This window comes from Sulfitobacter sp. M22 (assembly GCF_021736025.1).
Taxonomy (GTDB): domain Bacteria; phylum Pseudomonadota; class Alphaproteobacteria; order Rhodobacterales; family Rhodobacteraceae; genus Sulfitobacter; species Sulfitobacter litoralis.
Window position 1 is genome coordinate 2,010,899 of the sequence record NZ_WMEC01000001.1, and the last position, 19,391, is coordinate 2,030,289.

The window sequence follows — 19,391 nt, forward strand, 5'->3', positions numbered from 1 at the left end:
TAACTGCGTCTATGCAAATTTATCTGCCCATTGCCGAATTGTCGGTCAACGCGTTCCTCCTTTTGGGGTTGGGCGGGATTGTGGGCGTTCTATCCGGCATGTTCGGCGTCGGAGGCGGATTTTTGATCACGCCCCTGCTGTTTTTTATCGGCATCCCCCCAGCGGTGGCCGTGGCCACAGGCGCAAACCAGATTGTGGCGTCGTCGTTCTCGGCGCTGCTGGTGCATCTTAAACGCAAGACGGTTGATCTGCGCATGGGCAGCGTCTTGCTGGCGGGCGGTCTGGTCGGGGCTGCGGCAGGGGTCACGATCTTTAACTACCTCAAATCGCTGGGTCAGGTCGATCTGCTGGTAAACCTTTGCTACGTCGTTTTTCTGGGGATCATCGGCGGGCTGATGTTGGTTGAATCGCTGAACGCGATGTACAAGACGCGCACCGGAAAACGCCCCCCGCGCAAGAAACACACGTGGATACAAAAGCTGCCATTCAAGATGCGTTTTCGGGTTACGGGGCTTTATATCTCGGTCATTCCGCCACTGCTGGTCGGGGCCTTTGTCGGGCTTCTGGCCGCGATCATGGGCGTTGGCGGCGGCTTTATCATGGTGCCCGCGATGATCTATCTGCTGGGGATGCCGACCAAAGTCGTTGTCGGCACGTCGCTGTTCCAGATCATCTTTGTCGCAGCATTTACCACGATGTTGCATGCCACGACCAACTATACTGTCGATATCGTGCTGGCCGTGCTGCTGCTGATCGGTGGCGTCATTGGCGCACAGTTCGGCACCACCCTTGGGACCAAGCTCAAGGCGGAACAGCTGCGCATCCTGTTGGCGCTTTTGGTGCTGATTGTCTGCGGCAAGCTGGCGCTCGACCTGCTCTTGCAACCGGCCGAGCTTTACTCCGTCGGGTTCAAATCATGATCCGGTTTCGTGTTTTAATCGCGGCGGTCTTGACCTGCATCGCGTTCTCTGCGCTCGCCGAAGAAGCAATCGTTTTGGGGCTGAACCAAAGCGAAGTATCTATCTCGACCAACTTTAACGGGTCCGAGATCATCATTTTTGGCGCGGTTAAACGCGAGGAGCCCATCCCAGAGGGCCCCGAGCTTGAGGTCGTGGTTACCGTTTCTGGCCCGTCTGCCCCCGTGACAGTCCGGCGCAAGGAAAAGACCTTTGGCATCTGGGTGAATACCGCTGCCGTAGAGGTGGACCGCGCCCCCAGCTTTTACGCCGTCGCCACCAGCGGCCCACTCCAAGACGTCCTGAGCCGTACCGAAGACCTGCGCTATAAAATCTCTGTACCCCGTGCCATCCGATCTGTCGGGGCCCCGATGGATATTAAAGATTCGGCGGCTTTTTCAGATGCGCTGATCCGTATCCGCAGCGATGCAAACCAGTACCAGCTGGACGAGGCAGGCGTGAGCGTTGACGAACAAACCCTGTTCAGAGCGACGGTACAGCTGCCCGCCTCGTTGATAGAGGGCGATTATAACACCCGCATTTTCCTGACCCGTGGCGGATCGGTCGTGGCCCAATACGGGACGCTCATCGATGTGCGCAAGGTCGGGTTGGAACGCTGGCTTTACAATCTGTCACGCGAAAACGCGCTGCTTTACGGGCTGATGTCACTCGCCATCGCTATTGCTGCAGGGTGGGGTGCATCCGCCATCTTTAGTGCACTGCGCCGCTAAGTGGCGGTGCAGGGAGTAGCCAAAAACAGCCTTTATGCGGCGGGGTCATCCGTCTGCACTTCGAGGTTAAGCGGTGCCGCTGGGGCCGCACGCAGGTCATCCACCCGCAACACCCCCGACGGTTTCGACAGACGGTTACGCACCACCCAAATCAGGCGCTCTTGCGCACGGGTGATCGCCACGTAGGCGAGGCGCTTCCACAGGGGTTGCCCCGCCTCAGACCGGCCCATACGCGCCGCTGCGAACAGATCGGGTGCAAACACCTGCACTGCATCCCACTGGCTGCCCTGCGCCTTGTGGATGGTGACGGCAGCCCCGTGCAGGAAGGTGGCCCCCATACGCGCGGCAAAGGGGATGAACGGCTCTTCCTCGTCCGGCTTTTCGATCTTTACGATGGACGCGGCAGAGATCTGAGGGTCTTCGGCCCCCATCACATGCAGGCGGCTAAAGCCCGGCTTGCGACCATTGCCCAGATAGACAACCTGCGCGCCTTTGATCAGGCCGCGTGCTTCGAGGTCGAGCCGTTTCTTGCGGTGTTTCAGTGGCAGCTCGATCCCGTCACATATCAGCGGCTCACCTTCAAGCAGCGCGTCTTCAGGTGCCCCATAAACCGACCGGAATGCGTTGATCAGCCGGATACGCGTCGCGTTGCGCCAGACCAGCACAGGCGAACGCGCCATCAGGTCAACCTCTACCCGCTGGCCCCAGACCACGCGGTCGTCTTTCTTTGACGCATCTTCAATCATGCGTTCAAACTGCTCGAATGTCAGCGCCGGATCGGCAAGCGCATGCGCAAGATCAAGGATCGGGTTGTCGGCCTGCTGCCGGTGGATACGGCTCAGGTTCAACACGCGTTCTTTCGGTAGCTTTTCGAAAACCATCGTGCCGGACTGCCCCACAGGGGCCAGCTGTGCCGGATCGCCAAACAGCAGTAATGTCGGGAAAATCTCTTTCAGATCCTCGAACTGCTTGTCATCCAACATAGAGCTTTCATCGACGAAACCGATGTCCAGCGGTTCTTCGCGGCGCTTCCATCCGGTGATGAAATCACTGCCGCGCAGACCCGCTGCAGCCAACGCGCCGGGGATGGATTTGTTGTTCTGATAGAACGCCAATGCCCGATCCAAGGCAATCTCGTTCATCCCCTCGATCACCGGACGGTCGCCGTTGCCTGCCAGCCACTCTGCGATGCGTTCATATTCGGGATCATACACGGGGGTATAGAGGATGCGGTGGATCGTGGTCGCCGGCACACCGCGCAAGCGCAGGACCGAGGCCGCCTTGTTCGTGGGGGCAAGGATCGCCAGCGTCCGTTTGTCTTTCTTCTTGCGTTCATAGTCACCCGACACGATGTCGACGCCTGCGTTTTCCAATGCCTTGTACAGCTCTGCCAACAGCAGTGTCTTGCCCGACCCCGCCTTGCCGGTCACCGCCAGCACCTGATCTGCACCGCCCGCAGGCGGCATCAGCAAGTTGTCATCAAGATCAATGCCTGCATGGCGCAGCATTTCGGCTACGCTATCAAAGGCAGCCGCCTGATCGTCGGAATATGTAAGGGCAGGTACTGTCATGGCGCGACCCTAATTGAGCGCCGCGCCGGGGGCCAGATGGCATCACGGTTATTCGCACATTCAGCTTGCGCCACAACGCCCCTGCGAGGCCCAAAACGCAGAACACCCGCGCGCCGGGATGCGGCGCACGGGTGTCTGGTCAGTACTCCCACAAAGCGGGCTGTCTGATTATTTTTTCGCGTCCAGAGCGTCTTCGAGCGTGCGCAGGCCGGTTTTGGGCGACTGCACCAGCACCGACATGTTGCCGGGCTTGTGTTCGTTGGCCAGCATCTTCATGTGCGCGTCAGGCAGATCAGCCCAGGTAAACACTTCGGACATGCACGGATCAAGACGGCGTTCGACCATCAGCTTGTTCGCCGCCGACGCCTGCTTGAGGTGGGCAAAGTGGCTGCCCTGCAAGCGCTTCTGGTGCATCCACATATAGCGCACGTCGAACGTCAGGTTGAACCCCGAGGTCCCCGCGCAGATCACAACCATGCCGCCCTTTTTGCAGACAAAGGTGGATACAGGGAATGTTGCCTCGCCAGGGTGTTCAAACACCATGTCGACGTTCACACCCTTGCCGGTGATCTCCCAGATTGCGGCACCGAATTTGCGGGCCTCTTTGAACCACGTGGCGTATTCGGGCGTGTTCACTGTGGGCATCTGGCCCCAGCAATTGAAGTCCTTGCGGTTCAACACGCCTTTGGCGCCCAGATCCATCACAAAGTCACGCTTGGATTCGTCCGAGATCACACCGATCGCATTGGCACCTGCGGTATTGATCAACTGAATCGCATAGGACCCCAGACCACCCGATGCGCCCCAGACCAGTACGTTCTGGCCAGGTTTCAGGTCGTGCGGCTCGTGGCCGAACAGCATGCGGTACGCAGTGGCCAGCGTCAGCGTGTAACACGCCGCCTCTTCCCATGTCAGGTGCTTGGGGCGTGGCATAAGCTGCTGCGCCTGAACGTTGGTGAACTGCGCAAACGACCCGTCGGGTGTCTCGTAGCCCCAGATGCGCTGGCTCGGGGAATACATCGGATCGCCGCCGTTGCACTCTTCGTCGTCGCCGTCATCCTGGTTGCAGTGGATCACGACCTCGTCGCCGATCTTCCAGCGTTTGACCTTGTCACCGACGGCCCAGACGATGCCGGACGCATCCGAACCGGCAATGTGGAAAGGCTGCTTGTGCCCGTCAAACGGGCTAATCGGCTTGCCCAACGCAGCCCAGACACCGTTATAGTTCACACCCGCTGCCATCACGAGGACAAGCACTTCGTTACTGTCGAGCGTCGGCACGTCTACGACTTCTTCGAGCATCGCCGTATTGGGATTCCCGTGACGTTCCTTGCGGATGGTCCAGGCGTACATCTGCTTGGGAACATAGCCCATCGGAGGAATTTCCCCGATTTCGTAAAGGTCTTTTTCCGGAGCGTCATATTGCGCGATATTCGTGTCCAAGGCCATGTCGGTCTCCACAGTCAGAATAGGTTTGTGCCGCAGTGCAGAATCGCGGCGTCTACAGGTGGAATATGATCCTTGACGCAACAATGCAACACCAATTGCCCTTCAATTGTAACTTTATGACTTTGCAGTCGCAGCAATTTCAGCTGTTTGACCTAGCGATCGAAGAAATGCGCGATCGAGTTCGCATAAAAGCGCAGTACCGACCGCTGAGTGTCAGCAGGGCGATATCCCCGCTCTACCGCTGCGATTATCCCGCGCTGCAACAGATGTTGGCGTGCCTTGACCACATTGGCACCAAAGCCTTCGTCCCCTTCGAACATATTGACCGGAGCAAGGGCCGCCATACGGGCCATCTCTTGTTCCAGCGCGACACCGTCCAGCGGCTTCTCTGCTAACAACAATACCCGTGCCAGCAAGGGAACGAACAACAATGGCATCTCGTTTTCGATCCGACCCATCAGATCCTGCGCCAGCCCGTCGACATCGGGGGTGCTGCCATAGTCGCGCAGACGCACCGGCGTGCCAAACACCACCACGGCCTCTCCGAAGCGCAGGAACTTGCCGCGCAGACGCAACCAGACCTTGCGCACGATAAACTTCAGAATGACCGAGATTTGCGCGTCGAACCGCCGCGTGCCCGCCTCATCTGCCGAGATCAGAACGCGATCCTCCAGCACCCGATCATAGTTGATCGCCACGGGCACAAAGACGACATCGCGGTCCTTCAGGTCGGCCTCCAGCACATAGCCGAGCAGACCCATTTTGGGTGGCATCAGCTTGCCATTCAGGCTCAGCCCGCCCTCGGGGAAGATCGCTTGGGTTACGCCGCCTTCGGTCGCCATCTGCACATAGCGCGCCAGCACCTTTCGATAGAGCGCACCACGTGATTTACGCCGGATGAAATACGCCCCCATCGACCGGATCAACCGGCTAAGCGGCCAGACCCGCGCCCATTCCCCCACGGCATAGCTCAGCGCAGATGCCTCCCCCGCGAGGTAGGTGACCAGCACGTAATCCATATTGCTGCGGTGGTTCATGATAAAGATGACGGTGGCGTCTGGCGGGATACCTTCGATCACGGCGTCATTTTGGGTACCCGTGCGCACATCATAAAGCGCGTTCGCCAGAAACCGCGCCAGCCGGATGCCAAAGCTGAAATAGGCAAAGGCGCTAAAGCTCGGGACAATTTCGCGGGCATAGCGGCGCGCCTGTTCTGAGGCGACGTTCTCGGGGATACCTTCGGCGCGGGCGTGATCCACGATCGCCTGACTGATCTGCGGGTCATAGATCAGCCGCTGGATCATATCGTGACGCCGCGCAAGCTTGAACGGTTCAATCGGGCGCGTCAGCCGTGTGTTCAGCTGAGCGACAGCTTTTTCCAGCCGTCTGCGAAAGAACCACCTGACCGAGGGCAGCAAAAAGTGGCTCAGCGCAGTCACCGCGGCGAAAAGCAGGATCACGGCGAAAAGCCAGATGGGAAGTTCAATTGTTTGCGTCATTGCCCAACCCTTGCAGGAGGTGCACAGTCTGGGCAACACAAAACGGTCGACCCCCGATCGGGTCCCCTAATAAAGGCACCCGCTGTCGTAACGCAGCGGCTTTCGCCCATGCCGCGATGCAGCGAATTGACAGCGCCCGATTGTTTCACGTATCAATCGACCAGCGCAAGAATATTACCCATTCGATTCACGAAAGGCCGCCCCATGTCGCAACCGCAAAAAGACCGCCCTTGGCTGATCCGCACCTATGCCGGACACTCCACCGCCGAGGCATCCAATGCGCTGTACCGCGCGAACCTTTTGAAAGGGCAGACCGGCCTGTCGGTCGCCTTCGACCTGCCCACCCAGACCGGATATGACAGCGATCACATCCTGTCGCGCGGCGAAGTCGGCAAAGTGGGCGTGCCCGTGGCGCATTTGGGCGATATGCGCAGCCTGTTCAAGGATATCCCGCTTGAGCAGATGAACACCTCGATGACGATCAACGCCACCGCGCCGTGGCTGCTGGCGCTGTATATTGCTGTGGCCGAGGAACAGGGCGCAGATGTGTCCAAGCTGCAAGGCACCGTGCAGAACGACCTGATCAAGGAATACCTGTCGCGTGGCACCTATATCTGCCCGCCTGCCCCATCTCTCAAGATGATCGCGGATGTGGCCGAGTATTGTTATACCAACGTGCCCAAATGGAACCCGATGAACGTCTGTTCCTATCACTTGCAAGAAGCAGGAGCGACGCCCGAACAAGAGCTGGCCTTTGCCCTTGCCACTGCGACTGCCGTCTTGGACGCCCTGCGCCCCCGCGTGCCGGAAGAAGATTTCCCCATGCTGGTGGGCCGCATTTCGTTCTTTGTGAACGCGGGCATCCGTTTCGTCACCGAAATGTGCAAGATGCGCGCCTTTGGGGATCTATGGGACGAGATTTGCCTTGAACGCTATGGTGTCGAAGACCCGAAATACCGCCGCTTCCGCTATGGTGTTCAGGTAAACTCGCTGGGACTGACCGAACAGCAGCCCGAAAACAACGTCTACCGCATCCTGATCGAAATGCTAGCTGTGACCCTGTCAAAGAACGCGCGCGCACGCGCCGTGCAGCTGCCTGCGTGGAACGAAGCGCTTGGCCTGCCGCGTCCGTGGGATCAGCAATGGTCAATGCGGATGCAGCAGATCATGGCCTACGAGACCGACCTGCTGGAGTTTGACGACCTGTTCGACGGCAACCCGGCTGTGGACCGCAAGGTCGAAGCGCTGAAAGAAGGCGCACGGGCCGAGCTGGCGAACCTTGACGATATGGGCGGCGCGATTTCAGCGATTGATTACATGAAGTCCCGTCTGGTCGAAAGCAACGCCGACCGTCTGGGCCGCATCGAAGCGGGCGAGACGATCGTGGTGGGCGTCAACAAGTGGCAGCAGGGCGAACCCTCGCCGCTGATGACCGGCGATGGTGGCATCATGGTCGTGGACCCTGCGGTCGAGGCCGACCAGATCAACCGTCTGAATGCTTGGCGCGACAGCCGCGATCAAGCGGCCGTAGACAAAGCCCTTGCCGATCTACGCGCCGCCGCCGCCGAGGGGCGCAATGTGATGGAACCGTCGATCGCAGCTGCCAAAGCGGGCGTCACCACTGGTGAATGGGCGGAACAGATGCGCAGCGTGCACGGCGAATACCGCGGGCCTACAGGCGTCGCATCAGGCCGGTCGAACAAGACCGAGGGCCTCGACGATCTGCGCGACGCCGTTGACGCCGTCAGCACCCGTCTGGGCCGCCGCCTAAGCTTTCTGGTGGGCAAGCCGGGCCTCGACGGTCATTCCAACGGTGCCGAACAGATCGCCGTGCGCGCGCGCGATTGCGGCATGGAAATCGCCTACGAGGGTATTCGGCTTACCCCGTCCGAAATTGTTTCCGCCGCTCTGGAGGGAGAGCATCACGTCGTCGGACTTTCCATTCTTTCAGGGTCGCATATTCCATTGGTCGAGGATTTGATGAAACAAATGCGCGACGCCGGATTGGCACATATTCCGGTAATCGTAGGTGGAATTATTCCAGAAGAAGACGCCAAAAGATTGCGCGCCATGGGCGTTGCCCGCGTTTACACGCCCAAAGATTTTGAATTGAATACGATTATGGCAGACATCGTCACGCTGGCAGATCCTGAAACAGTGGCCGCGGAATAAAAGCGGCCAATTCAATAAATACTTTTTTTGTTCATTCTTTTGGAGTAAAGCAACGAATGGCTTTTCGACAAAGGAATGAGCGAAATGAGTATTGATCTGAACACAATGTCCCACAAAGAGCTGGAACAGCATTTGGAAGACGTGAAGATGGCGATTAAAAACGCATATGAACGCGACCGTGTAGAAGCCCGCAAAGCAGCTGAAAAAGCGGCCGCTGAATACGGCTTTTCGCTGGACGAAGTTTCCAGTGGCGCGAAAAAAGGCAAAGCTGCAAAAGCGGCCGCGAAATACGCCAACCCCGAAGATCCCAGCCAGACATGGACCGGCAAAGGCCGCCAGCCCAATTGGTTCCGCAATCTTGTATCCGATGGCACAGCACCGGAATCCCTGGAACTGTAAATAGACCTGGACGTCGCATCCCTTGCGATGTCTATGCCCCCCTCGGCGCATCCCCTTGGCTTTGGAAATAGACGAGCATCCTATGACAATTCATATCGGCGCAAATCCCGGCGACATCGCGGAAACCGTTCTCATGCCGGGCGACCCTTATCGCGCGAAATGGGCTGCGGAAACATTTCTTAAAGATGTAAAACTCATCAACGAAGTCCGTGGTATGTTGGGTTTCACTGGTACATGGAATGGCAACCGCGTCACTATTCAAGGCTCGGGCATGGGGATGCCGTCGCTGTCGATCTATGCGAATGAATTGATTTCCGAATTTAATGCACAAACCCTAATTCGGATTGGCTCTTGTGGCGGAATGCAACCGCACGTTGATATTCGCGATGTGATTATTGCCATGACGGCGACGACAATTACCTCGCCCTCGTCCGGTATCTTCCGCGAGATGAATTACGCCCCTTGCGCCGATTGGTCCCTGCTGCGTGCCGCGGTGAATGCTGCCGAAGCAAAAGGCACCAAGACCCATGTCGGCGGCATCTATTCCTCGGATGTATTTTATGCCGAACGCCCTGATCTGGACGAACAGATGACCCGCCACGGCATTCTGGGCGTCGAGATGGAAGCAGCGGAACTCTATACGCTTGCCGCGCGTCACAAGCGCCGTGCGCTGGCGGTGCTGACCGTGAGTGACCACTTGCAAACCGGCGAGGCGCTGCCTGCGGAAGAACGTGAGAAGTCGTTTGGCGATATGGTAGAGATCGCCCTGCAGGCAGCATTCCCCAGCAGCTGATACGTCTTGATCCCCCGTCGGACGCTCCGCGGGGGATATATTGCCATTTGGAAGTATCGGGCCGTACAAGGGCCTAACCGTCAGCCTCCGTGGCTGCGGTCGTATCCGTTGGGCTGCGGGCTTTGCCAGCCGTTAAGCGTGCCACTGGCGGGGGCAAAAACCTCTACCAGCAGCGGATAGCAAGCGGCGGTATCAGCCGAATGCTTCGACGAACAGTCGCCCCCCGGACAGGCGCTGAGCACGCCAAGCAGGTTGATCTCGGCAAAAAACTCGAGGTAATCACCGGGGCGCACCGGGCTGGCTTTCATGAAATACTGGCCCGTGTCGCGGGTAAAGCCGGTGCACATAAAGACGTTCAGCACATCATGCACGTAAGGTTCTGCCTCGGCGTAGGATATACCCTGATGGTCTGCCAGTGCGCGGATCAGGTTTGAATGGCAGCAATGATGATACTGCCCGCCGGATAAAAGCTGGTTGGTGTAAGGATCGCAGCGCGTGCCGATCACATCATGCACCGAGCCGCCAAAATCATCCATACCGTACCATCCCAGCGTATCATGGGTCAGGGTCGCCATGGGACGCAGCGTGGGAAAGCTGGACCACATGCGCTGGCCTGTGGTGATATGCGTGCCATGCAGTGCGCGCGTCTTGCCGGAATAGAACCGTTCAGACAGATCGTTTTGGGCCCAAAGGTTCAAATCTCCGACCTGTGGCCCCTCGACCGAAGTGATGCGAAAGAAATGACCCGCCGGCACGGTAAAGCAGCTGGCATCACGGGGGGCGACGGTGACTTCGTCCACTTTGGTCAGCGTTTCGCGGGCACGGCCATAAAGCGTCATGTCAGGCGCAGGCAGCGTTTCCACGGGGTAGCAGATCACGGGCGCAACAGCGCGGCGGGCGTCGGCATCATTGGGCATTGTCATCGCGGAAACTCCTGACTGTTGGGTCCGATCCTAAGGCCACCGCCTGCAGCGTTAGAGAGGCCGGCCGCCGACATTGGCCTTGCAGTCGCGGGGCGGACCTTGGGTGCTGGTATAAGCCTCTGCCCCGCAGGCGACGCAGTGATAGAACTGAAGGCTGCCTTTGTCGCGGTTGCTGTCCTTGCGCCAGCGGCATCCACGCACCGCTTTATCACGGTAGGCGAAATAGGCGACGATCGCAAAAGCGATAACAAAGGCAATGATGATCATAGGGGGCACTTGTCACGCCCCCCGCGCCAAAGGGCGGCGGGGGCCGTGGGTTGCGATGGGATCAAACTGTGCGTTCGACCATCATCTTTTTGATATTGGCAATGGCTGCGGCAGGGTTCAGGCCCTTGGGGCAGGTTTTGGCGCAGTTCATGATGGTGTGGCAGCGGTACAGTTTGAATGGATCCTCAAGATCGTCCAGACGCTCGCCTGTGGCTTCATCGCGGCTGTCGATGATCCAGCGGTAGGCGTGCAGCAGCGCTGCTGGACCGAGGTAGCGATCGCCATTCCACCAGTAGCTGGGGCAGGATGTTGAGCAGCAGGCGCACATAATGCACTCATAAAGCCCATCCAGCTTGGCGCGGTCATCGATTGACTGCTTCCATTCCTTGGCAGGTTCCGCCGTCTTGGTTTCAAGCCACGGCTGGATGGATGCGTGCTGCGCATAAAAGTGCGTTAGATCGGGGATCAGATCCTTGACCACGGGCATGTGGGGCAGCGGATAGATCTTCACCGCGCCGTTCACCTCGTCCACGCCATAGGTACAGGCCAGCGTATTGATCCCGTCAATGTTCATCGCGCAAGACCCGCAGATGCCCTCGCGGCAGGACCGACGGAAGGTCAGGGTCGGGTCGATCTCGTTCTTGATCTTGATCAGCGCGTCCAAAATCATCGGGCCGCAGGTGTCCATATCGACGAAATACGTGTCGATCGCCGGGTTTTTCCCGTCATCGGGGTTCCAGCGGTACACCTGAAACTGCCGCAGGTTTTTGGCACCTTCGGGTTTTGGCCATGTTTTACCGGTCGTCATCCGGGAGTTCTTGGGGAGCGTGAGTTGAACCATATCGCTTCTCCTGGTCTGTCGGGCAGTTGCCCAGTTCGTTTCAATTCTGGCGCTTACGTCTTTCGGATGTAAAGCGCATTTCCTTCGGCGCGCAGGGTTTGGCGGTACCCGCAGGCCAGTATTTCTGCACAAAGATCGCCGTCCCACTGATCCGCGTGGCGGACCTCTATCAAGATCGCATCGGGCAGCCAGCCACCGGATTTGCCCTGCGCGAGGATGGGGTTCAGCACGACTTCTTCGGCCCCTTCGACATCGATCTTGAGGATCGTGCCATCGTGGTGCCGTGCGGCGTGTGTAAAGGCGGACAAGGGCCGTGTGGGCACCAGCACGCCGCCGTTTTGTTGCTTGCCCTCGATCGGGAGCAGCGATGCCTGACCGTAGTTGTGCCCACGGAAGTTCAGCATTGCCTCGCCGTCACGGTCACATAGCGCGCAGCCTTCGATACGGACGCGGTCGGTCAGATTGTTAAGCGCGATGTTCATGCCAAGGCGGCCAATCATCAGCGGGTTGGGTTCGAACGCAACGACGCGCGACCCTTCGCCGGCAGCCATGGCCAGCGGGATCGAATACGCACCGCAGTTCGCGCCGATGTCAAAAACCAACACGTTGCGATCTTCGACCAGTTCAACCAAGGCGACCAGCGATTTGATCTCTGGCGGGTATTCGTTCAGCCAAATGCAGGTTTCAGTGTAGTTATCGCGCGGGTCCACGACCATGCGGATGTCGGCGAACTCAACCTCTGTGGGGCCTAGCTGTGATTTGATACGGGTGCGCACATGGGAATCGCCCTCTCGGAATTGCGCGCGCAGATCGGCCATATGGCCCGCGTCTACGACGTCCGCATCTGAGGTGGTAATCGGGTGACCCATTAGCCCAGAAGCCCCGGGACGCCGCTGGCAGAGCGCGACAGACATTGCACAGTTTCAGGACGCGACAGAACCGCGCGCACGGTGGCGACGGTGGTATCATCCACGCCGATCACAGCGGATTTGGCGAAAACACGTACCTCTAGGGCGTCGGCGTTGTCGACGATGCAATTGGTAAACGGTGTAATCAGCTGCTTGGGCACCTGCGGAAAGCGGGTGGCAAGGGTTTCGGTGATGACCCCTTTGGCGGCTTCGCGGCCGATGCTGTCAACCTGCTGCGTTGCTTGCGCACAAGAAGACGCGGCCAGGATCATGGTCATAGCGATAAACTGTTTCATGTCGCCTGCCCTCCGCCTGCAGGATGGGGGCAAGAGCCCCCAGTTTGGTCCCCTGCCCCCAAAAGCGGGAGCAGGGTTTAAGATCAATACACCCGTGCTTTGGGTGCGATCTTTTTCATATCGATGCCGCCTTCGGCCTCTGTCGTCAGCGGATCAAGGTGCACACCACGGTAGCTGAGCGTGGCATTGTTGCCGTCGAAATACGCGAGGCTGTGCTTGCGCCAGTTTGCGTCGTCACGATCAGGGTAATCCTCGTGCGCGTGGGCACCGCGGCTTTCCTTGCGTGCGGCAGCGGCGGTGATGGTGGCCACGGCGTTCGGCATCAGGTTGGTCAGCTCGAGCGTTTCCATCAGGTCGGAATTCCAGACCAGCGATGTATCGGTCACGTGCAAATCCGCGATCTTGGCCGCGACTTCGTCCATCTTGGCCTTGCCTTCGTTCAGCGTCTTGTCGGTGCGGAAAACGGCGGCGTCGGCCTGCATGGTTTTCTGCATCTCGAGGCGCAGCTCGGCTGTTGTGGTCTGACCCTTGGCATAGCGCAGGCTGTCAAAGCGTTCAAACGCGGCGTCGACCGACTTCTGGTTCGGCGTTGGCACGGGGGCCTCTGCGTCGACGACATCTTTTGCGCGGATCGCAGCGGCGCGGCCAAAGACCACAAGGTCGATGAGAGAGTTCGAGCCCAAACGGTTCGCGCCGTGCACCGAAGCACAGCCCGCTTCGCCCACGGCCATCAGGCCCGGTGCCACGCGGTCCGGTGCGTCTTCGGTTGGTGCCAGCACTTCGCCCCAATAGTTAGTAGGGATGCCGCCCATGTTGTAGTGCACGGTCGGCAGAACCGGGATCGGTTCTTTGGTCAGGTCCACCCCGGCAAAGATGCGCGCGGATTCAGAGATCCCCGGCAGACGCAGGTCTAGCGTTTCTTTGGGCAAGTGGTTCAGGTGCAGGTGGATGTGGTCTTTGTTCTCGCCCACACCGCGGCCTTCGCGGATTTCCATCGTCATACAGCGCGAAACAACGTCGCGGCTGGCAAGGTCTTTGTAGGTCGGGGCGTACCGCTCCATAAAGCGTTCGCCTTCGGAGTTGGTCAGATACCCGCCTTCGCCACGTGCGCCTTCGGTGATCAGGCAACCCGCGCCGTAAATGCCGGTGGGGTGAAACTGCACGAATTCCATATCCTGCAAGGGCAGGCCTGCACGTGCCGCCATACCGCCGCCGTCACCAGTGCAGGTGTGCGCCGATGTCGCCGAGAAATAGGCACGGCCATAGCCACCTGTCGCCAGAACAACCATCTTGGCGCTGAACAGGTGCATGGTGCCGTCGTCCAGCTTCCAGCACAGCACACCCTGACACACACCGTCATCCGACATGATCAGATCAATGGCGAAATATTCGATGTAGAATTCAGCGTTATGCTTCAGCGACTGACCATAAAGCGTGTGCAGGATCGCGTGGCCGGTCCGGTCGGCTGCAGCACAGGTGCGCTGCACGGGGGGACCTTCGCCAAATTCGGTGGTGTGGCCACCAAATGGACGCTGGTAGATTTTACCCGCTTCGGTCCGCGAGAAAGGCACACCGTAGTGCTCAAGCTCGTACACGGCCTTGGGGGCTTCGCGCGCGAGGTATTCCATCGCATCCGTGTCGCCCAGCCAGTCCGACCCCTTAACGGTGTCATACATATGCCACTGCCAGTTGTCGGGGCCCATATTGGACAAGGACGCCGCGATGCCGCCCTGCGCCGCAACTGTGTGCGAACGGGTCGGGAAAACTTTGGTGACGCAGGCTGTCTTCAGCCCTTGCTCTGCCATGCCAAGTGTCGCACGCAAGCCAGCACCGCCAGCCCCCACGACAACGACATCATATTCATGCGTTTCATATTCATATGCAGCCATGTCTCGGTCTCCGGTATAGCGTAGGCGTGTGTTAAAGCGCGATGCGGGCGATGGCGAAAACGCCAACTGCGGCCGCACCATAGCTGAGGCAAGTCATCAGGATGATCGCAACTTTCTGCGACAGCCCGTGGACGTAATCCTCGATCAGCACTTGGACACCGTCATTAAAATGTTTGAAGCCAACGATCAGCGTCAGGGCGGCGACGATCGCGGGGAAGGGCCTGCTGTAGTAGGCGATGATCTCTTCGTAGGTGCCCCCCAGGGCGGACCCGAAGGTAAAGACGAAAAGCGGGATCAGGATCAGCAGCGCAACAGAGCTGACTTTCATCGCCCAGAAATGTGCAGTGCCCGATTTAGCCGAGCCCAAGCCCATAGCGCGTTTGCGGTCTGTCAAATAAGCCATGTGTCTATTCCTCAGATGATCAGCGCGGTGATGATGGTCAAAACGACGGAACCGATCAGCGCGGCCCAGCCCAGCTTTTCAGCCGTCGGGATGTCCAGCGCATAGCCGTTGTCCCATATCAGGTGCCGGATGCCGGCGAGCGTGTGATACCACAGGCCCAGCAGCGACAGGAACATGATCAGGTCACCGAACCAGCTGGTGATGAAACCGTTTGCAAAGTCGAAATATTCCGCCGACGTCGCAGCGGCCAAGAACCACCATACGATCAGCAGCGCGGCGATCAGCATTGCGTTGCCGGTGATGCGCGTCAGGATCGACGTCATGGAGGTCAGTTGCGGGCGATAGATCGTCAGGTGGGGTGACAGCGGGCGGTTGCCCCGGTTCACATCTGCCATGATGGATTCCTTTTCTCGTCAGGTTACGGTCATAGATAACGGTATTTTTGGGACTGTCACGTCCAGAGGCGTGAATTTGAAGCGGTTTATTGGCGCAGTTGCCCAAACCCTTCGGTTAGCGCCGGACATTGAGGGGGTTTGTGATCACTAATTTTGAAAGTGTGATCACAAATCCGGAAGGCCGCGAATATCGCCGGGCTGAATGCCAGCAAATGATCCGGAAACTCTGAGAAGCGGTTGGGTCAACAGCGGCATCTACGCCGCGTGGCAGAGCAATTCGGGCACCGGTGGTCCCGGCGGCTCTGTCATCGAAAAACGGACGCAGCGGGTGGTACTGGAGGATATTAGGCCCCCACCCGCTGCGCCTGGTCGTATTACTTCAGCGATTCATCGATGCCTTTGCACGCATCGACCAGACCTTTGACGGCGTTGACAGAGTTGTCGAACATCGTCTGCTCGTCTTTGTTCATCGAAATCTCGACAACACGCTCTACGCCGCCGGCACCGATCACGGTGGGCACGCCGACATAGAAACCGTCCAGACCGTAAGCACCGTCAACATAGGCGGCACAGGGCAGAACGCGCTTTTGGTCTTTCAGATAGGCTTCGGCCATTTCGATTGCCGACGTCGCAGGCGCGTAGAACGCCGAACCGGTCTTCAGCAGACCAACGATTTCGGCACCGCCATCACGGGTCCGCTGAACGATCGCGTCCAGTTTGTCCTGTGTGGTCCAGCCCATCTTCACCAGATCAGGCAATGGGATACCCGCAACGGTGGAATAGCGCGTCAGCGGTACCATGGTGTCGCCGTGGCCGCCCAGAACGAAGGCTGTTACGTCTTTCATGGACACATTGAATTCCGACGCGAGGAAGTGACGGAAGCGCGCCGAATCAAGAACGCCAGCCATGCCACATACCTTGTGGTGCGGCAGACCGGAGAATTCGCGCAGCGCCCAAACCATAGCGTCCAGTGGGTTGGTGATGCAGATAACGAATGCGTCTGGCGCGTGGGCAGCGATGCCTTCGCCAACGGATTTCATGACCTTCAGGTTGATTCCCAGCAGGTCATCACGGCTCATGCCGGGCTTACGCGCAACACCGGCAGTCACGATGCAAACGTCTGCGCCAGCGATTTCGGAATAGTCGTTCGCGCCGGTCATCGTCGCGTCGAATTTGGCGGAGGGGCCTGATTCTGCGATATCGAGGGCTTTACCCTGTGGGATGCCTTCGGCGATGTCGAACAGGACAACGTCGCCCAGTTCTTTGATTGCTGCGAGGTGGGCAAGCGTGCCCCCGATTTGCCCTGCGCCGATAAGCGCGATCTTGGGTCTGGCCATGTGGTATACTCCGACAGGGTTACATTTCGCTTCGGGATACCGAAATGCGGCGGACCGTGCAAGTTGCGCTTGGTCCGGCGTCACGTCACACCGCGCAGAGCCATAAAAAACGGGACCGTTTCTTTCGAAACGATCCCGTCTTGGTCAGCTTTTCAGCAAGCTATTGCCGAATTTGACTTAGCGTTAAGCTTAGCCTTGGTATTCGGGCTGTGCTTCCAGCGCTTCTTCGCTGCTGTCGATGTAGATGCGGAAGTCGTCGCCTTCAGCGTTCTTCATGATCTGCAGTTCGTCCCAAGTTACGGCAACTGGCTTTTCGCCAATGCCCAGGAAACCACCGACGTTGATCACAACTTGGCCGACTTCGCCGTCGTCACCCATGACAAGGGCACCGATTTCACCGACTGTTTCGTCGTTGGCACCGTAAACATAGGACCCTTCCAGGTCTTCTGCGGTCAGCGCGGCAACTTCGTCAGTTGTGGCGTTGGCATAGCCTTCACGCTCAACCGCTGGGGCTGTCAGCATGGGGCGTTCCATGTCGCTTTCGACTTCATTGGCTTCTTCGGTCATTTCCGTGGTCGCTTCATCAACGGCCTGCTCTGTTTCAGCCGCTGCTTCTTCGGCTTCCATTTCAGCTTCGTTTGCCAGTGCTTCGGCATCCGCTTCCATTGCTTCTGCGTCCGCTTCCATTTCGGTCTCTGTGTCGACCTCAGCTTCGGCGTTCATGTCGGTCGCTGCCATGTCTGTGTCAGCGTTCATGTCGGCGTTGGCGTCCATGTTTGCTTCGGTTTCCATGTCAGCTTCGTCGTCCATACGCTCGAACGCTGGGGCTTTTTCAAGCATCTCTTTGCTTGTGTTCACCACGAGGAAACGGTCGTCGCTGTCACCTTCTTCGGTCACGATGCGAATCTCGTCCATGTTGACGCTTACGTCACGCTCACCCATGCCGAGGAAACCGCCAATGCCGAGGATAACGGCCTTAACGTTGCCTTCGGAATCTAGCAGGACGTCGTTGATTTCGCCGATGTCGTCCCATTCCTTTTCGCCGTCAGCGGCGATGGTGGAATTTGCTTCAACTTCTGTCTCGGAATTGTAGATACGCATGCCGATCAGGTCGGACGCGAAGAAGTCAGTTTCTTGCGCTGTCACGGTACCAAAACCAGCTGCATGTGCATCTGCAAATGCGGGACCAGTCAAGCTCAGGATGATTGCGGTTGTGCCAAGAATACGTTTCATTGTTGATACTCCTTTAGAAGTTCCGGGTGATAATCACTCGGTTGTGATATCAACGATGATGTGGCGATTGCGTTCCGGCGATCTGCATCTTTTTTCGCCGCTTTTATATTCTATGACATATCAAATAGGTCCTGCCTCCTTAGTTTGTTGATCCTGCGGCGGGTGCGAAATTTGTGCAGAAACCTCGTGGCTCCAGTCACAACCTGCGGTTCGCGTGCCCGCCGCGACATCCTGCGTCAGTGCGACCACCGCCGCCGCGGCAGTCGCCAGCCCGATCAGGTTAAACATCTTCACCATTCCACACCTCTTACACTTACACACGCCCCAAGACGCCTTTCCTTCTGGCAGCAAAACCTGAAGGCCGCGTTAAAGCCGCAAACTATCTGACGCTGCGCTGCGGCGCGTTTACGCTTGAGGTTTTCGTCTAAAAATGCAGACCTGCACGCAACATTATTTCTTGGAGAGTCGCAAATGTCGAAAATCACCCGCCCCCTGCGTTCCGTTTTATATATCCCCGGCTCCAAGGACCGCGCGTTAGACAAAGCCCGCGGACTGCCGGCCGATGCGATTATCTTTGACCTCGAAGACGCTGTGATCCCGGAAGAGAAAACCGCAGCACGGGAAACGCTTGCCACGGCGCTGAAAGACGGCGGCTATGGCAGCCGGTATAAGGTGATCCGCATTAACGGGCTGGACACCGAATGGGGTGCCGACGATGCCCGCGCCGCGGCAAAAATGGACTGCGACGCCATTTTGCTGCCCAAAGTCGGCAGCCCCGCCGATCTCGACGCTTTGGCCGAGATCACGGGCGACATCCCGCTTTGGGCGATGATGGAGACCCCCGGTGCCATGCTGAACGCCGCCGCGATTGGCGCGCATCCCAAGCTGCAATGCATGGTAATGGGCACTAACGATCTGAACAAAGACCTGCAAACCCGCGTGCGCGCCGACCGCCTGCCCCTGATGACCGGGCTTGGCCTATGCGTACTGGCAGCCAAGGCCAACGGCATCGCGATTGTCGATGGCGTTTATAATGCGTTCAAGGATGACGAAGGCCACCGCGTTGAATGTGACCAAGGCCGCGACATGGGCTTTGACGGCAAAACCTTGATCCACCCCGCGCAGCTGGACGTCGCGAACGAGGCATTCTCCCCCTCCGAGGCCGAAGCCGATCTGGCCCGCCGCCAGATCGCAGCGTTTGACGAAATGCAGGCGACAGGTCAGGGTGTGGCCGTTGTGGACGGGCGCATCGTCGAAAACCTGCATGTCGCCACCGCACGCGAAACATTGGCAAAGCTGGACGCAATCGCGGCCCTGCAAACGGAGTAA

At 58.5% G+C, this 19,391-nt stretch carries 20 protein-coding genes; 6 read left to right on the forward strand and 14 right to left on the reverse strand.

Features of this window, described 5'->3' with window-relative positions; genetic code table 11:
* Positions 1-11 precede the first annotated feature (11 nt).
* Together GLP52_RS09890 and GLP52_RS09895 are read left to right on the forward strand one after the other, a co-directional pair.
* Entirely contained in the window at positions 12-920 is a 909-nt protein-coding gene (locus GLP52_RS09890; RefSeq protein WP_093731339.1) for a sulfite exporter TauE/SafE family protein, read from the forward strand.
* Positions 917-1,687 (forward strand): TIGR02186 family protein, encoded by a 771-nt coding sequence (locus tag GLP52_RS09895; RefSeq protein WP_093731340.1) that lies wholly within the window; start codon positions 917-919, stop codon positions 1,685-1,687. The genes GLP52_RS09890 and GLP52_RS09895 overlap by 4 nt, the downstream gene beginning before the upstream one ends.
* Before the next feature lie 32 nt (positions 1,688-1,719).
* Here GLP52_RS09895 and GLP52_RS09900 read toward each other — a convergent pair whose 3' ends face one another.
* The 3 genes from GLP52_RS09900 to GLP52_RS09910 all read right to left on the reverse strand — a co-directional run bounded on the left by GLP52_RS09900 (position 1,720) and on the right by GLP52_RS09910 (position 6,206).
* Positions 1,720-3,258 carry an ATP-dependent DNA helicase gene (locus GLP52_RS09900; RefSeq protein ID WP_237272302.1) on the reverse strand — a complete coding sequence of 513 codons (1,539 nt, stop codon included), beginning with the start codon at positions 3,256-3,258 and terminating at the stop codon, positions 1,720-1,722.
* Positions 3,259-3,426: 168 nt separating this feature from the next.
* On the reverse strand, positions 3,427-4,707 hold the full coding sequence (gene ccrA, locus GLP52_RS09905) for a crotonyl-CoA carboxylase/reductase (RefSeq protein ID WP_093731342.1): 1,281 nt from the start codon (positions 4,705-4,707) through the stop codon (positions 3,427-3,429).
* A gap of 152 nt (positions 4,708-4,859) precedes the next feature.
* Positions 4,860-6,206 carry a 1-acyl-sn-glycerol-3-phosphate acyltransferase gene (locus GLP52_RS09910; RefSeq protein WP_237272303.1) on the reverse strand — a complete coding sequence of 449 codons (1,347 nt, stop codon included), beginning with the start codon at positions 6,204-6,206 and terminating at the stop codon, positions 4,860-4,862.
* 204 nt (positions 6,207-6,410) lie between these two features.
* On the opposite strand from GLP52_RS09910, the gene GLP52_RS09915 reads away from it, so the two are divergent.
* The 3 genes from GLP52_RS09915 (at position 6,411) to deoD (ending at position 9,570) form a co-directional block, all read left to right on the forward strand.
* Positions 6,411-8,378, forward strand: coding sequence for a protein meaA (locus GLP52_RS09915; RefSeq protein WP_237272304.1), 1,968 nt, complete (start codon positions 6,411-6,413; stop codon positions 8,376-8,378).
* 84 nt (positions 8,379-8,462) lie between these two features.
* The gene (locus GLP52_RS09920) at positions 8,463-8,777 is read left to right on the forward strand and encodes an H-NS histone family protein (protein WP_093731345.1); all 315 of its coding nucleotides are present in this window, start codon (positions 8,463-8,465) and stop codon (positions 8,775-8,777) included.
* 82 nt (positions 8,778-8,859) lie between these two features.
* A complete protein-coding gene (gene deoD / locus GLP52_RS09925; protein ID WP_237272305.1) occupies positions 8,860-9,570 on the forward strand; it encodes a purine-nucleoside phosphorylase in 711 nt (236 codons plus the stop codon).
* Between the two features lie 80 nt (positions 9,571-9,650).
* Here deoD and GLP52_RS09930 read toward each other — a convergent pair whose 3' ends face one another.
* The 11 genes from GLP52_RS09930 to GLP52_RS09980 form a co-directional block, all read right to left on the reverse strand.
* Positions 9,651-10,493, reverse strand: coding sequence for an urea carboxylase-associated family protein (locus tag GLP52_RS09930; protein WP_237273524.1), 843 nt, complete (start codon positions 10,491-10,493; stop codon positions 9,651-9,653).
* A gap of 51 nt (positions 10,494-10,544) precedes the next feature.
* Complete coding sequence (locus GLP52_RS09935) at positions 10,545-10,760, reverse strand: hypothetical protein (RefSeq protein WP_093731348.1); 216 nt, start codon at positions 10,758-10,760, stop codon at positions 10,545-10,547.
* 61 nt (positions 10,761-10,821) lie between these two features.
* On the reverse strand, positions 10,822-11,601 hold the full coding sequence (locus GLP52_RS09940; RefSeq protein WP_237272306.1) for a succinate dehydrogenase iron-sulfur subunit: 780 nt from the start codon (positions 11,599-11,601) through the stop codon (positions 10,822-10,824).
* Positions 11,602-11,654: 53 nt separating this feature from the next.
* Entirely contained in the window at positions 11,655-12,470 is an 816-nt protein-coding gene (locus GLP52_RS09945) for an FkbM family methyltransferase (RefSeq protein ID WP_237272307.1), read from the reverse strand.
* Positions 12,470-12,805, reverse strand: coding sequence for a hypothetical protein (locus GLP52_RS09950; RefSeq protein ID WP_093731351.1), 336 nt, complete (start codon positions 12,803-12,805; stop codon positions 12,470-12,472). The genes GLP52_RS09945 and GLP52_RS09950 overlap by 1 nt, the downstream gene beginning before the upstream one ends.
* A gap of 83 nt (positions 12,806-12,888) precedes the next feature.
* Positions 12,889-14,694 (reverse strand): succinate dehydrogenase flavoprotein subunit, encoded by a 1,806-nt coding sequence (sdhA, locus tag GLP52_RS09955; RefSeq protein WP_093731352.1) that lies wholly within the window; start codon positions 14,692-14,694, stop codon positions 12,889-12,891.
* A gap of 31 nt (positions 14,695-14,725) precedes the next feature.
* A complete protein-coding gene (sdhD, locus tag GLP52_RS09960) occupies positions 14,726-15,097 on the reverse strand; it encodes a succinate dehydrogenase, hydrophobic membrane anchor protein (protein WP_009826051.1) in 372 nt (123 codons plus the stop codon).
* An 11-nt stretch (positions 15,098-15,108) separates the two neighbouring features.
* Positions 15,109-15,492 carry a succinate dehydrogenase, cytochrome b556 subunit gene (gene sdhC, locus GLP52_RS09965; RefSeq protein ID WP_093731353.1) on the reverse strand — a complete coding sequence of 128 codons (384 nt, stop codon included), beginning with the start codon at positions 15,490-15,492 and terminating at the stop codon, positions 15,109-15,111.
* Positions 15,493-15,866: 374 nt separating this feature from the next.
* A complete protein-coding gene (gene mdh, locus GLP52_RS09970) occupies positions 15,867-16,829 on the reverse strand; it encodes a malate dehydrogenase (RefSeq protein WP_093731354.1) in 963 nt (320 codons plus the stop codon).
* 189 nt (positions 16,830-17,018) lie between these two features.
* Complete coding sequence (locus tag GLP52_RS09975) at positions 17,019-18,062, reverse strand: PRC-barrel domain-containing protein (protein WP_237272308.1); 1,044 nt, start codon at positions 18,060-18,062, stop codon at positions 17,019-17,021.
* 120 nt (positions 18,063-18,182) lie between these two features.
* Complete coding sequence (locus GLP52_RS09980; protein ID WP_167354496.1) at positions 18,183-18,350, reverse strand: hypothetical protein; 168 nt, start codon at positions 18,348-18,350, stop codon at positions 18,183-18,185.
* Positions 18,351-18,533: 183 nt separating this feature from the next.
* Here GLP52_RS09980 and GLP52_RS09985 point away from each other — a divergent pair, with 183 nt between their 5' ends.
* Positions 18,534-19,391: an HpcH/HpaI aldolase/citrate lyase family protein gene (locus GLP52_RS09985; RefSeq protein ID WP_093731356.1), complete on the forward strand. Its 858-nt coding sequence runs from the start codon at positions 18,534-18,536 to the stop codon at positions 19,389-19,391.